Origin of the sequence: uncultured Parabacteroides sp., from assembly GCF_902493135.1 — a bacterium.
In the GTDB taxonomy this organism is placed as follows: domain Bacteria; phylum Bacteroidota; class Bacteroidia; order Bacteroidales; family Tannerellaceae; genus Parabacteroides.
Window position 1 is genome coordinate 23,867 of the sequence record NZ_CABUOD010000016.1, and the last position, 14,243, is coordinate 38,109.

Genomic DNA, 14,243 nt, shown 5'->3' on the forward strand with positions numbered 1-14,243 from the left:
TCAATGAATAATGAATAATTAATAATGAACAATGGAAGAATTGCTTATATTTGTGGGCAAGAGAAAAGGAAATCTTTCTCATTGTTGAATTATTCATTATTCATTATTCATTCTTGATTGTTAATTATTAATTTAAATGAACCATGGCAGAAAAGACAAGATATTCGGATGCCGAACTCGAGGAGTTCCGCGCCATAATATTGGAAAAGCTGGAAAAGGCGAAAAAAGATTATGACCTGTTGAGATCCGGTGTCACCAATTCTGACGGCAATGATGTCGCCGATACGTCTCCTACGTTTAAAGTATTGGAGGAAGGTGCTGCGACTTTATCGAAGGAAGAGGCCGGTCGTTTGGCACAACGCCAGATGAAGTTTATCCAGAACTTGCAGGCGGCATTGATCCGGATTGAGAATAAGACATACGGTATTTGCCGCGAGACCGGTAAATTGATCCCGAAAGAAAGATTACGTGCAGTACCTCACGCTACGTTGAGTATCGAAGCTAAACAGGGAGGTGCCAAGTAAATGAGATATTCCAAAGGTTGGGGAGCAGCGTTGATTGTGATGCTGCTCCTTATTCTTGACCAGGCTCTTAAAATATGGATTAAGACTCACATGCAATTGCATGAGAGCATTGAAATCACCCCGTGGTTTTATCTGTACTTCACCGAGAATCCGGGAATGGCTTTCGGGATAGAAGTGATCGGCAAGCTTTTTTTGTCGGTATTCCGCATCGTGGCCGTCGGTTTTATCGGTTATTACCTCTATAAGCTGGTGAAACAGAATTACACCTTTGGCTTTATCGCTTGTATCTCGTTGATCTTTGCGGGGGCTATCGGGAATATCATCGACTCCATATTCTATGGGGTAGTGTTCGATCATAGCTTCGGGCAGGTCGCCTCGTTTATGCCGGAGGGAGGCGGTTATGCCGGTTGGTTGCACGGGAAAGTGGTCGATATGTTCTATTTCCCTTTGATACAGACGGTGTTGCCCGAATGGATTCCGGTGTGGGGAGGAGAGGAGTTCATCTTTTTCCGTCCGATCTTTAACTTGGCCGATTCGGCGATTTGCGTAGGCGTCTTTTTGTTGTTGCTGTTCTACCGTCATACATTGTCGACAAGTCTCTCAAAAGAAAAATAAAAGAATTGATGCGGAACAGGCTGCATAGATATAGTGTCGTTTTGTTGCTGGCAACCTGGCTGGTTGCCTGTAGCAAAGTACCGGATGACATTCTTTCGGAAAAGAAGATGCAGGCCGTACAGGTGGATATGCAATTGGCGGAAGCCATGATCAGCCTGGACGCCAAGGAGTTTTCCGATGATGCCCGCAAAGAGGCCTTATACCGGTCCATCTTCCGCAAATATGATATCACGCAGGCCGAGTACGATAGTTCGCTCGTTTGGTATGGACGGCATCTGGATATTTATATGAAGGTGTATGACCGCGTGCTGGCCGATTTGAATAAACGGCAACAAGCGTTGGGCGATGTGCAGGCTTCGGCGGCCCCTGTTTCCAAACAGGATTCGGTGGATATCTGGCCTCGCCGTACCTCTTTGAGACTCGAACCCGATGCTTTGTTTAACGGTGTGACGTTCGACATCAAGCCGGAAACGAACTATTCGTCCGGCAGTTCGTTTGTCTTGGGTATGAATGTCTGGGGCATCAACAAGAATATGACGTATCAACCGGAAATACGCATGAGCGCCGATCAGGGCGATACAATCGTGACCGTCAATGACAAGGTGCTTCGCGATGGCTATCACGAAACCGTTTTGAAGACGGTTCCTACCAAGCAGGTCAAACGCGTGTACGGGTATATCTTTATGAACAATGCCGACTCCTCTTACTACAAGGTCTATCTGGATAGCCTGAGCCTCATGAAATATAATTACGGCCGCCTGACCGATATGGCAAAAGATTCGTCTGCCGTGCGGAAACAGGAGGTGAAATAGAGAGCAATATGCGCAGAGTCGCTTCCCATTACGTGTATTGGAACGGACTTTTCCGAATGCATTACGTCGAGTTGGACGACGAGGGATGTTTGGCCGGTGTCTATCCGCTGGACAGCGAGATTGCAGGGACCGAGTTCTATGACGGCATCCTTTTTCCGGTGGTGGAAGTCGGGAAAGAGTTGCATGCCGGAGAAACTAAAGTGTCATGCCTACGGGCCAAAAGTCTCATGCTGATGGAACCCGGTTTCGATGCCTGTCGGGAGTTAGGGCTTCCGCAAGCGGCCGCGATCGGCGAAGCGGCTTGTTTGTTGTTATTGGCCGGCATTCCCCTGACGACGGCGGAATTCGGCGCAGATGACGGCCGTAGCGATGGCTACATTCAAAGACTCTGAAGTCTCTCTTTCGGGTGGAAAGCTCGGAATGTAGAGTTTCCGGTCGATCAACTCTCCTATTTGCGGGCGTATTCCGTTCCCCTCGTTCCCCATCACGATGATTCCGTTTGCCGACAATTCCTTCGTGTACATGTTTTCTCCGTCGAGGAATGTGCCGAACAACGGAACCTGCTTCGCCGCCTGTTTTTTCAGGTAGTCTTCCAGTTCCGTATAATGGACTTTAACGTGTGCCAGTGCGCCCATTGTGGCCTGTACGGTTTTCGGGCTGAAGACATCCGCGGTGTCGGGGCTGCAAACGATATGTTCGATGCCGAACCAGTCGGCAAGCCGTATGATGGTTCCGAGATTCCCCGGATCTTGTATGCCGTCCAAAGCTAAAACGAGCGATGAGGAAGGATCGGCTTCGTCGAGCGACCAGTCCGGACGTTTGAATACGGCGAGTACATCCTGCGGGTTTTTCAGGAAACTGGCTTTGCGGATGTCTTCGTCTTCCGCTTCCAACAATTCTTTCGCCGGAATGTTTCCCTGCATCGCCATCCAGGAGGGTTTGGCGAGAATCAGTTCGCATTCGAAAGCAAACATCATGTCGGCCACCAGTTTGTTCCCTTCGGCAACGAATGCATTCAGTTCGTTCCGATGTTTCTTCATTTCTAACGAATGGATGTATTTGACTTTCCCCTTGCTTAGCATCTTTCCTCTTTTTATGCGGCAAAGGTAATAGGTTTTTATGATTTATGATTTATGTGCCATTGATAAATGATAAATGATAAAACATAAACCACATTTTATTTTTACATTTGCGTGCGTAAAAGCTTGAATGATGAAGGGAATCCGGACACTATATTTCATTTTTTTCCTATTGCTGTTCTTCTCCTGTAGCTCGACGAAATATGTGGGCGAGGGAGAATACCTGCTGGACAAAGTGGAGATCGTGTCGGATGGCAAGACGTATAAAACCGGCGATTTGAAGCCTTATTTGCGCCAGCAGCCCAATTTTAAGGCATTCGGGTTGATGAAATGGCAGTTGTTCGTGTACGACTGGTCGGGCCGGAACGAGAAGAAATGGATCAATAAACAGCTTCGCCGGATGGGGGAGGCGCCCGTTATCCTGGATACGGCGCTGGTAACGCAATCGGTCGACGAGTTGAAACGTTTCTTCATCAATAAAGGATATATGAATGCCGAAGTCTCGGCTTCTATCGATACTTCGCGAAGCAAAAAGGCGGTTGTGACCTATAAGATCGTCCCTAACATCCCTTACCGCATCCATGACTATTCGGTGGATTTGAACGATCCGAAGATCGACAGCATCGCCAAACTCAAACCGCCCCACCGTTCCGTCCTGGCTTCGGCTTTCCGTACTTATTCCGACGATTATACTTCCCTGATAAAAGACAGCGCCCTGTTTGACCGCGATGTACTGGACAAGGAGCGGCAACGCCTCACGACTTTGCTCCGGCGGCGGGGGTATTATGCCTTCAACCGGGATTACCTGTCTTATATTGCCGATAGCTCATTGAACCGCAATATCGTGGATCTGGACATGTTGCTGAAACCCTACCGTTTGCAGAAGCCCGACGGGACGGTGGTCGACACGTTGCATCGCCGGTATTACATTAAAGACGTTTCGATCGTGACCGATTACGATCCGTTGACGTTGGAGGAAAACAACGCGTTGCCTTACGATACGGTCCGGACTGGCGGTATCGATATCCTGTACGGCAAGAACGGCAGAAGCATCCGTCCCGGAGTTTTGCGCAAGAGCAATTATATCATGCCGGGACGCCTGTATAACGAGCGGACGGTGGAGCAGACCTATTCTTCGTTTGCCACGTTGCGTGCTTTGCGCAATGTGAATATCCGCTTTTCGGAGGTCGAAGAGAACGACACGATGAAGCTCAATTGTACGATCCTGACTTCTCCCGCCAAGTTGCAAGGTTTCGGGGTCGATCTGGAAGGGACGAACTCGGCAGGGGATTTTGGCTTTGCTTCGAGTTTGAACTATCAGCACCGGAACTTGTTCAAGGGCTCGGAGGTTTTCTCGGCCAAAATCCGTGGTGCTTATGAGGCGTTGTCAGGCAGCCAGTCGGAAGGAAACAACTTTTGGGAGTTCGGTGCGGAGGCGTCTGTCTTGTTCCCCCGTTTCCTGTTCCCCTTCCTGCATGAGAATTTCCGTCGTAAGATTCGTGCAACGACCGAACTGAAGGTGAGCTATAGCATACAGACACGTCCGGAGTTCAAAAGAGCCATCGTCTCTGCCGGATGGAATTATATCTGGCAGGAGCGGAGCAATATGCAGGCACGCCATGTGTTCAAGTTGTTGGATATCGACTATGTGCACTTGCCGAAGGTCGATTCTACCTTTAAAAAGGATTTGCCTGAATCCACGTTGCTCTATAATTTTACCGACCAGTTTATTGTCGGTACGGGTTATACCTACTCTTTTAACAACTACGATCCTCAGAATCGTCTAAGAAATACCCATTCCATCCGTTTCTCGTTCGAGATGGCCGGAAACTTGCTATATGCTCTTTCCAACCTGACGGGAGCGGATAAGGATAATGGAGGACGATATGAATTGTTCGGAATTAATTATGCCCAGTTTGTGAAAGGCGATGTGGATTTCAGCAAAAGTATCGTGCTGGACAGCCGTAACAAGCTGGCTTTCCATGCCGGGGTCGGGGTCGGTTACCCGTATGGCAACTCGAAGATGTTGCCGTTCGAGCGCAGCTATTTCTCAGGAGGCGCCAATAGTCTCCGCGGCTGGTCTGTCCGCTCGCTCGGTCCGGGTAGCATGCCGGTCGATTCGGTCAAGTCCTTTGCCCAGCAGATCGGTGATATCCGTCTGGATTTGAATTTGGAATACCGCACGAAACTATTCTGGAAATTCGAGATGGCCGCCTTTATCGATGCCGGTAATATCTGGACTTTCCATAAGGATAAGAGCCGTCCGAACGGCAACTTCGATTTTTCCCGCTTCTACAAGGAGATTGCCGTCTCTTACGGATTAGGCCTCCGCCTCGATTTCGATTTCTTCCTGATTCGCTTCGATACCGGCATGAAAGCCTATAACCCTCAGGAAAGCGGCAAAAGGAAATGGGCCATCCTGCATCCGAACTTTGGCCGCAATTTCGCTTGGCATTTTGCGGTGGGTTATCCGTTCTGATACTCGAAAACATTCACATCTTTCACATATATACAAGCGATTGTTAATCATGTCGATATGCGCTATTTTAACCGCTATGCGAACCTTCACGTCCTTCACTGCTTTCACATCCCCGGAAACTTCTGTTGTTTATTGCATTTCTCTTGAAAATCTAAGGATTTGTCCGATATATTTTATATCTTTACACACGTATGAGTCGCCTTGTCTCCCATGTCGCAAAGCTTGACGAACTATGTCGCTCTCTTTCTCCATATATATCGCAAAGCTTTTCCATATAGGTCGCAAATCGAATGAGATGTGGCGTTGATCTTAAATCAATATAAATACACTCTTAATGTCTAAGGATAGAGGGAGTAAACAAATAACAACAAAGAATGGCTGCAAAGTATCAGTTTTTCAAAAATCCCCCTTCCTCTCTGGTCGAAACAGGCGCGAAACCTGTTTTACATGTGCGGATCGTGGACCGGGATGTGCTGTCCTTTAAGGATTTATGCCGGCGGATTGCCGAACGAAGCACCTTTAATGCCGGCGAAGTGGAAGGTATCATGTCCCTGTTCAAAGAAGAGATGGTCGGCGCCCTCTCCGATGGAGACCGTGTCGAGCTGGAAGACATCGGAATATTCGAGGCGACGGCCTCTTGTCCGCCTGTTTCCGATGCAAAGGATATACGGGCGGAAAGTATTCGTTTTTCGCGTGTAGTATTCAGGGCCGCCAAATCGTTGAGGCGTAGAATGGACCTGATGAAGTTCGAACGGGCTTCCCGCTTCCGGAAGCAGGACGCGTTTCCGGAGGAAGAGCGGCTGGCGCGTATCTTGCGGTATCTCCGGCGAAACGGCGAAATCAGAAGTTCTACCTGCATGGGACTGAATGCTTGCTCCCGCTATCAGGCACAGGCGGATTTGAACCGCTTGAAAGCCGGAGGGAATATCCTGCGGTTGGGGGGACCGAAAGTGGCGGTTTATGTATTGGCGAATAAGGAGGAGGTCGGATGAAAGTTACGTGGGTAAAAGGAAATGGCGGCAGCCATAAGTTGATGGAGCTCCAGGCTGTAGTAGAAATGTTGAAAGACGGGAAAAGGGAAAACGCCGTGTTGTCCTTACGGCAGTCGATTCCGTATTGCTCGCCTGGTAGCCGTCCGGTTGAAGCGGGGAAAATCCCGTCTGTAATTTTCTCTTCCGGTTATAAGGATCGTCTTTGGCGTCATTACAACGGGCTGGTGCTGGTTGTGATAGACCGTTTGGCAAGTGTGGAGGAGGCCGGGCGGATACGGGATCGCCTGGTTTTGTATAACCAACCGCTATTGGCTTTTGTCGGGGCCGGCGGACAGAGCGTGAAAGTGGTTGTGAGGTACACGTTGCCGGACGGGCGCCTGCCGGAGACGGAGGAAAAGGCGGCTTGCTTTCATGCCCACGCTTATCGGCGTGCGGTGCTGCATTTCGAGACGCAGTTGCAGCGTGCCGTCACACATCGGGAACCTCTGCTTGACGGGGGATGTCGCCTCTCTTTCGATCCGGGATGTTTCTACAATCCCGAAGCGCAGCCCGTACGGATGGAACAACCCGCAGGGATGCCGGAGGAACCGGGGTACACAGAGCTGGTCGAGCGTTCGGACGATCCGCTCGACCGTGTCCTGCCGGGATTCGAACGGCATAAAAAGATTGAGATGATGTTTGAGAACTGCCTGGCGCAAGTGATTCGCGAGAAAGGGGCCGGTTGGCAGGAGGAGGAGCCGAAAGGGTTTCTGATTGCTGTGGCGGAATTGTGTTTCGCTTCCGGAATCCCGGAAGAAGATGTGGTGAAATGGATCTATTTCCATACTTATTATAGGAGCGATGAACGGCTGGTACGGCTGACCGTGCATAATGTGTATGGCAGCCGGAAGGTGTTCGGGCGGAAACCTTGCGTCCCACCCTCCATGAATTTGCTGGTCAGGATGGAGGAGTTCCTGAAACGCCGGTATGAGTTTCGTAAGAATGAGATACGCGACGAGGTGGAATATCGTGAACGGCAATCGTTTTGTTTCCATTTTCGTCCGGTTACGTCTGAGGTGCTGAATGGGATTTGTCTGAATGCGATGGAAGAAGGCCTGGAAATATGGGATAAGGATGTGCGCCGGTATCTCTATTCCCCGCGGGTTCCGGCCTATAATCCGCTGGAATCGTTTTTAGGCCAGTTGCCGGAATGGGACGGCAAAGACCGGATACGTCCGCTTGCCGACACGGTGCCGACGGGTGACCGGCTGTGGCGTGACCGGTTTTACATCTGGTTCCTCAGCATGGTGGCGCATTGGTATAAGCGCGACCGGCTGTATGCGAATAGTTTGGTTCCGGTATTGGTCGGCGGGCAAGGAATATCGAAATCGGTTTTCTTCCGTCTGTTGCTGCCTCCGTCTTTGCAGGAATATCATGCGGAAAGTATCAATCTGGAGAACAAGGCGGAAGCGGAGTTGCTGATGGCGCGTAACCTGTTGATCACGATTGATGAGTTCGATCGGTTAGGCCGTAAGTATCAGGCCGATTTGAAACATCTTATCCAGAAACCCGACTTGAAAGTACGTGCTCCGCATCAAAAGACGTTCCGGCAGATGAGGCGGCTCGCTTCGTTCTCGGCAACGGCTAATCCGATGGACTTGCTGACAGACCCGACCGGGAGCAGGCGATATCTTTGTGTGAAGGTGAACGGTGCGATCGACATCTCGACTCCTCCCGATTATGGGCAGCTTTATGCTCAGGCGCTTGCCGCTATCCGTAACGGGGAACGCTATTGGCTGGACAAGGAGGAGGAGTTGGCAATGGAGCAGGCGAATATGGATTTTCAGCAGCTCCCTCTTGAAATACAATACCTATACAGCTATTTCCGTGTTCCGGGGAGTGATGAGGATTTTGAATTGTATACGGCTGTCGAGTTGCTGGATTATATATCCGTAACTTCCGGACGAAAATTCAGCAATCGCTCCTCATTGGCCTTCGCCCGTACCTTGAACGCTTCCGGCCTGCGATGTGTGCACACCAGACGCGGAAATTGTTACCGGCTGATCAAAATATGATGGTTCGAGAATGCAATGGATAGAAGATGGAATCGCAGTGTGGTGTGAAGGTTGTGGATGATGTGAAGGAAAGAATGTTGTGAAAAAGAAGCTCTAACCTGTTATTATCCAGTGGCGTATTGCTTTGTGAATGTTGTGAGTGATCGTTATGTCCAAATTGACGAGGCGGAAGTGCTTCTGATAGGAATACCGGTTTATATCCTCTAAAGTGAAAAAATGGCATAAAGCCTTTGTGTATTTAAATAATAATACTACCTTTGCACCGCAAATAAGGATGGTTCCGTAGCTCAGCTGGATAGAGCAACGCCCTTCTAAGGCGTGGGTCGAGCGTTCGAATCGCTCCGGAATCACATGGTTTGAAAGCAATACCCGGTAAATTAAGTATTTGCCGGGTATTGTGTTTTTATATAGATCGTTCTACCGGACATCCGCACCGCGGCAGGCAACGCTTTTTGGGGAGGGACTTTATAAAAAAACACCAGGGTCCGTATCACTACAGACCCTGGTCAAAAATGTTTATAAAAAGTGTGTCAAGTCTTGGTCTGGTATATTAGTTATTAAGCTATCAATCATTAGGAGCGACATCCCACCATACACGTGTGTCGTCTGTATCCGGACCCTGTAGGGCGATGGCTGCGTCATAGTTGTCCTTATTCGAGTTGAAATCCGGTGTGTCGTAGACTTTACGATAAGGAATGTGTGGAGCGGTAGATCCCGGACCCGGTTTCAGCTTCGGAACATTCAGACGACGCCAGTCCGACCAAGCTTCAAAGCCGTCTTGCATGAAGTTGGCCAACCAACGTTGCATGGCTATTTTTTCAATCTTTTCGGTAGCAGAACCCGTAAAAGCGATCTGGGGTTGTGCAAGATATTCATCGATTTTGTCAGCCAGGCCATACTGGTCGAATGATGCGGTAACCCCGCTTTTGTACAACTTTTCGGCATCGGCTGAAATCCATCCTCTTAAGGCTGCTTCTGCTTGGATCAACAGGATGTGGGAGGGAGAAATGACTACCATAGGTGAATTTTGCTTATAATAACGTTCATCGAAAATGGCCGTTACATTCGTGTAATCGGGTAACTCGCTGATGGTGATACCGAACGGCATCCCGTCATATTTGCCTTCACTGTTAGGATCGGCATAAGCTTCGAGACGCGGGTCATTATAAGCGATCAGCTGATCTAATAATGTTTTGGATGGAGCGAAGTCTTCCCGGCCCTGTACGACGATGTTGTTGTATAAGGGATTTTCATTGGCCGATTCTGCCAGATATTTGTATTCCAACCGTTCTGCATTGTCGGTCATACCACCATCGGCATAAGCCCGGCTGAAACGTTCTTTGCCGGTATCGGGAGCGACATCGGACAACTTGATCGCCATCATCATACGAATGGAAGCATTCAGCTTTTTCCAATAGCCGATGTTCCCGTTATAGAGTATGTCGTAATCCTTGCTTAATGTGCCGCTTTCATTAAATTGTGAATAGGCTTCTGTCAACTCTTTATCCAGATCCGTGTAAATGAATTCTTGTGTGTCATATTTAGGAGTGAAATTGCCGTCGTCTCCTTTCAGGGCTTCCGAGTAGGGGAGCATACCTAAGGCGTCTGTCAGGTGCATATAAATGAATGCACGTAATGTCCGGCAGGCTGCTATCTGGTTTTCCGTGCTTCCGAAGGCTACGACGTATGATTCGTTACGGGTCGCTTCATCCGTATTCAACTTGATGATTGTTTCCAGATTTCGTAACGGTTCCGTATAGAAGGTCCCGATACCGTAGTTGGATTGTAAGAAAGTCGAATGCTGGATTGTCTTACGTTCCGACAAGTATTGGGGATACAACTGGTTCCAGGGATTGTAGGTACCGGTCAATGTGAAATTCGGAATCGTTTTGCAAGCATATGCAAACATAAAACTTGCATTGGGCTGGGACGGGTTGTTGGGGTCGATATTGGTGTCACCGAAATCCCCGCAACCGGATAATGTTATTGCGCCGGTCAATGCGCATATCAATGATTTTATTTTGTTCATATATAATTCCTCCTTATAAATTTAGAAAGTGAGATTTACAGTAAAGCCAAACGAACGGGTCGCTGCTGCTTGGCCGTCTTCCAAGAAGCCCCAATAAGCATTACCTGCTTCCGACGGGTCGATATTAGGCACGCCCGAACAAATCAACCAGGGGTTCTGAGCTACGAATGCCACGCTTGCTTTTTTGACACCTGTACGTGTCTTTTTCAGGAAGGTGGACGGAACGTCATATGTCAACGACAATTCGCGCAATTTCAAGTAGCTTGCATCATATACATAGTCTTCGAACAATGTGGACTTCATGCTTTGGAAATAATATTGGGCATCGATATAAGTTGTTACCGGGCTATAAGAACCGTCGGCATTGGCTACGACACCATCCAAACGGACACCACCACCTTCTGATAACGGGTTACGGATGGGGTTGCCTTTGTCGTTCCGTCCGGTCGTAGATGACAAAATACCGGAACCTTCTCCGTTTTCGTTGGTGAAGGAAGCAATGTTACCACCGATCTGGAAGTCGAATGAAGCGCCTAAACGGAAGTTTTTGAAACGGACGGAGGTCGAGAATCCGCCGGTGAAGTCCGGCTGAACGTTGCCTAATTCTTTTTCTGCATTTGATTCCATTCCGGGGATGTATTCGCCATATTTGGCAATCTGGCTCGGATTGGTCAGTTTGTGCAGGATCAAATTGCCGTTATCGTCTCTTTCCCAACCTGATCCACGGATGACACCGATCGGTTTGCCTACTTCTGCATATGTGTAGATATAGGTCATCAGTCCCATATAAGTGATCCGGTATGAATCCAAGCCGTCAGCCAACTCTTCCAGTGTGTTGTTGTTCTTTGAGATGTTGGCATTGATTTCCCAACCCCAGTCTTTTGTCTGTATAGGAGCGCCACCTAAGCTCAGTTCGAAACCTCGGTTGCGGATCAAGCCTGCATTCATTTTACGGCTGGTATAACCACTGGCGGGAGTCGTGTTGACGTTGATGATCTGATCTTTTGAATCACGATTGTAGAAGTTGAAGTCTCCCCAGATCCTGTTGTCCAGTAATCTGAATTCCGTACCGACTTCGTAGGATGTTGAAATAGTCGGTCTGATATACGGGTCTTTGAGATTCGCATCGTTCCACATATTGGACAATGAGCCGTATTTGATTAATGTGCCGGAACCGTTTTTCACCTTATAGGTCGGATATACGTTATAAGCGCTCATGGTAGAACCTACCTGTGCCATGGAAGCGCGTATTTTCCAGAAATTAAGCCATGGTGCGGCATCTTTAAACCAGTTGCTGGCTATCGCTGCTACGGAAACGCCGCCGTACAGGTAACTGTTTTTGTCGGGATGCAATGTGGAAGTCCAGTCATTGCGCAGGGAGAAGTCGAAATAGTAAGTGTCGTCCCATCCGAGTGTTCCGGTACCGTATATGCTTTGTTCCTTCATCTCTGTTTTGGATGTGCTACCACCCGGAAGTCCTATCGAACCGGCTGTAGAGAAAAAGTCGTCTTGTGTCAGACCGTCACGTGTGAAAGCGGTAGTGACCTTATAGGTGTAGTTCCTGTTTTCAAGGAAGAGAGCTGCGTCTACGGACAGGCGGTCGTCGATAAAACGGTCGCTCCAAGTCAAACGTCCTTGTACCTGTAAATCGATCAAAGAGTTTTGTTCTTCTTCCAGACGAGGAACCTGGTCAAGAAAGTTGAAAGGCATTTCGAAATCCTTGAAATAGTTACGGATATTTCCGTTCATTCTGACTCCTGCTTTCAAATTCCACGGGAGATCGAGTTGTGCGTCGGCACTGAACACATTCCACTGATAAATTTCGGATTTGTTGATCTCGTTATATAGAGCAAACGGGTTGTCGTGGAAGTTGGCATCGGTGTTTGTCGGGCTTTTGATGTTCCAAGCATAAAACGTTCCGTCCGGTCGTTTGTAGTTCCGCAGATCGTTTATGTCGAGGTTGGTTTGTCCCCATTGCAGGTAAGAGTAGAGCACGTTGCCTTCTCCTCCGTAACCTTCCTTGGCTGCATTGTGGTTCTTGCGATATGTATATTTGTAATCTAAAGAAACCGTCAGACGGTCCACCGGTTTAAATTGCGTTTTTGCAGAAAGGAAACGACGAACGGCGTCACTGTTTGGGGCGATACCGTCACGAGCGGAGTTCGTAAAAGATATACGTGTCATATAGTCTTTGCCTGAGCGGGCGAATGAGAGGTTGGTTGTGTTGGTCAAACCTGTATCGAACAAGTCGTTCGGATCCATTTTGTACTCCCATTTTGCTGTTTGTCCGAACTTGGGGTGAGTGGGGTCCCATGCATACCAGGGAGCATATTCCCGGCCATCGAAAGCGGGGCCCCAGCTTGCGTCCGAACCGTAATCGAAATATTTCACGCCGTTCAATTGTTGCAGATATTCCGGATGTTTGGCGGGGTCGTAATTGAATGTATACATTTCTCCTTTCGCTCCCAGGTTACCACCACCGTAATCTTTTTGAATGTCTGCATGGATATAGGGCTTTTCCCAAGAGATCGTATGGCTCACATTAAATTCCATATTATCACCTTTTATCCCTTTTGTGGTGATGATGATGGCTCCGTTGCCACCACGGGCTCCATATAGCGCTGTTGCTGCCGGGCCTTTCAACACGTTGACTGACTCGACGTCATCCATATTGATTGCGTTGGCGTTTGAAATGACTCCGTCGACAACGTACAAAGGCTCTGATCCTGTTACATCTGTCAAGCCGGTTGTCCCACGCAATACGATTTTTCCGGCATCAAATGTCGCGCCGGAACCACCCATAAAACGGACTCCTGAAATCTTGCCGACCAAAGCATTATTTAAATCTGTCTGTCTAACGGCTTGGAGTTCTTCCGCTTTGACTTGTTGGGTCGCATACCCTAATGATTTCTCTTTACGGGTCAATCCTTGGGCTGTCACGACAACTTCATCCAGATTTTCCACGTCAGATTGTAAAACGACCGTGATAACGGGTTTCACTCCGACTTCCTGAGTTTTCATTCCTACAAATGAAATTTGAAGAACTTTGGCATTTGACGGGACTTCTAATGTGAATTTTCCGTCATAGTCCGTTACCGTACCGAGTGTAGTACCTTTAATTACGATGGAAGCTCCGATAATAGGTAATCCATCATCTCCTGAAGTAACCGTTCCCGTCACTTTTACGTTTTGGGCAACGATCAAGCTAATCCCTATTAGAGAAAATAGCAAGATAAATGTTAACTTTTTTACCATAATACACATTCTTATATTTAATGTTAAACAATTTTGTAATTGCGGTTGGTGTTCCTGCCGTACCATAGTCTCAGTAGGACTACATACAATATTTGGATATAACTGAAATTGGCAATCAAACACCTTAACAATGAAAATTAAGACTTCCCGCATTCCCCTCCGAAAAAGTCCCTCCGTTATGTCAAGCATAGCATAATGCAAAATTAATTAATTTATAAAAACAAAAAAGTTAATTGATGATTATTTTTTATTGTTTTATCCCCCAAAGAGGCAAGCACTTATTCCTCGAAGATATTAAACAGTTAATTATAAGCAACTTAATCAAAAACAGTTCTTTTAGTAATGCACAACATTTTTTTATTATACCGTAAACCTTTCCAATGATATAGTCTTTAACGATATTT

Annotated in this window: 10 protein-coding genes and 1 tRNA gene; 8 read left to right on the plus strand and 3 right to left on the minus strand. The window is 47.9% G+C overall.

Annotated elements, in window-relative coordinates; all coding sequences use genetic code 11:
• The first annotated feature begins 143 nt into the window (after positions 1-143).
• The 4 genes from RDN79_RS09175 to RDN79_RS09190 are packed head-to-tail and all read left to right on the plus strand — an operon-like array spanning position 144 to position 2,343.
• The gene (locus RDN79_RS09175) at positions 144-524 is read left to right on the plus strand and encodes a TraR/DksA C4-type zinc finger protein (RefSeq protein WP_005641525.1); all 381 of its coding nucleotides are present in this window, start codon (positions 144-146) and stop codon (positions 522-524) included.
• On the plus strand, positions 525-1,139 hold the full coding sequence (locus RDN79_RS09180) for a lipoprotein signal peptidase (RefSeq protein ID WP_298551109.1): 615 nt from the start codon (positions 525-527) through the stop codon (positions 1,137-1,139).
• 8 nt (positions 1,140-1,147) lie between these two features.
• Positions 1,148-1,951 (plus strand): DUF4296 domain-containing protein, encoded by an 804-nt coding sequence (locus RDN79_RS09185; RefSeq protein WP_298551111.1) that lies wholly within the window; start codon positions 1,148-1,150, stop codon positions 1,949-1,951.
• A gap of 8 nt (positions 1,952-1,959) precedes the next feature.
• A complete protein-coding gene (locus RDN79_RS09190; RefSeq protein ID WP_298551113.1) occupies positions 1,960-2,343 on the plus strand; it encodes a hypothetical protein in 384 nt (127 codons plus the stop codon).
• Here RDN79_RS09190 and RDN79_RS09195 read toward each other — a convergent pair.
• Positions 2,263-3,033, minus strand: a complete 771-nt coding sequence (locus RDN79_RS09195; RefSeq protein WP_298551114.1) for an RNA methyltransferase — start codon at positions 3,031-3,033, stop codon at positions 2,263-2,265. The two genes, RDN79_RS09190 and RDN79_RS09195, sit on opposite strands and share 81 nt — an antisense overlap.
• A 127-nt stretch (positions 3,034-3,160) precedes the next feature.
• Between RDN79_RS09195 and RDN79_RS09200 the strand changes: the two genes are divergently transcribed.
• The 4 genes from RDN79_RS09200 to RDN79_RS09215 all read left to right on the plus strand — a co-directional run bounded on the left by RDN79_RS09200 (position 3,161) and on the right by RDN79_RS09215 (position 8,905).
• The gene (locus RDN79_RS09200; protein ID WP_298551116.1) at positions 3,161-5,509 is read left to right on the plus strand and encodes a BamA/TamA family outer membrane protein; all 2,349 of its coding nucleotides are present in this window, start codon (positions 3,161-3,163) and stop codon (positions 5,507-5,509) included.
• A gap of 374 nt (positions 5,510-5,883) precedes the next feature.
• Positions 5,884-6,501, plus strand: a complete 618-nt coding sequence (locus RDN79_RS09205; protein WP_298551118.1) for an HU family DNA-binding protein — start codon at positions 5,884-5,886, stop codon at positions 6,499-6,501.
• Complete coding sequence (locus RDN79_RS09210) at positions 6,498-8,555, plus strand: VapE domain-containing protein (protein WP_298551120.1); 2,058 nt, start codon at positions 6,498-6,500, stop codon at positions 8,553-8,555. Before RDN79_RS09205 ends, RDN79_RS09210 begins: the two co-directional genes overlap by 4 nt.
• Positions 8,556-8,831: 276 nt before the next feature.
• Positions 8,832-8,905 (plus strand) — tRNA-Arg (locus tag RDN79_RS09215).
• A gap of 215 nt (positions 8,906-9,120) precedes the next feature.
• Here RDN79_RS09215 and RDN79_RS09220 read toward each other — a convergent pair.
• Complete coding sequence (locus RDN79_RS09220; RefSeq protein WP_298551122.1) at positions 9,121-10,584, minus strand: SusD/RagB family nutrient-binding outer membrane lipoprotein; 1,464 nt, start codon at positions 10,582-10,584, stop codon at positions 9,121-9,123.
• A gap of 21 nt (positions 10,585-10,605) precedes the next feature.
• The gene (locus tag RDN79_RS09225; protein ID WP_298551124.1) at positions 10,606-13,839 is read right to left on the minus strand and encodes a SusC/RagA family TonB-linked outer membrane protein; all 3,234 of its coding nucleotides are present in this window, start codon (positions 13,837-13,839) and stop codon (positions 10,606-10,608) included.
• Positions 13,840-14,243 lie beyond the last annotated feature (404 nt).

Excerpts from the sequence above, each read along its gene's own strand:
- RDN79_RS09175 (WP_005641525.1), top strand. The coding sequence starts at position 144 with ATGGCAGAAAAGACAAGATATTCGGATGCCGAACTCGAGGAGTTCCGC.
- RDN79_RS09180 (WP_298551109.1), top strand. The coding sequence starts at position 525 with ATGAGATATTCCAAAGGTTGGGGAGCAGCGTTGATTGTGATGCTGCTC.
- RDN79_RS09185 (WP_298551111.1), top strand. The coding sequence starts at position 1,148 with ATGCGGAACAGGCTGCATAGATATAGTGTCGTTTTGTTGCTGGCAACC.
- RDN79_RS09190 (WP_298551113.1), top strand. The coding sequence starts at position 1,960 with ATGCGCAGAGTCGCTTCCCATTACGTGTATTGGAACGGACTTTTCCGA.
- RDN79_RS09195 (WP_298551114.1), bottom strand. The coding sequence starts at position 3,033 with ATGCTAAGCAAGGGGAAAGTCAAATACATCCATTCGTTAGAAATGAAG.
- RDN79_RS09200 (WP_298551116.1), top strand. The coding sequence starts at position 3,161 with ATGATGAAGGGAATCCGGACACTATATTTCATTTTTTTCCTATTGCTG.
- RDN79_RS09205 (WP_298551118.1), top strand. The coding sequence starts at position 5,884 with ATGGCTGCAAAGTATCAGTTTTTCAAAAATCCCCCTTCCTCTCTGGTC.
- RDN79_RS09210 (WP_298551120.1), top strand. The coding sequence starts at position 6,498 with ATGAAAGTTACGTGGGTAAAAGGAAATGGCGGCAGCCATAAGTTGATG.
- RDN79_RS09220 (WP_298551122.1), bottom strand. The coding sequence starts at position 10,584 with ATGAACAAAATAAAATCATTGATATGCGCATTGACCGGCGCAATAACA.
- RDN79_RS09225 (WP_298551124.1), bottom strand. The coding sequence starts at position 13,839 with ATGGTAAAAAAGTTAACATTTATCTTGCTATTTTCTCTAATAGGGATT.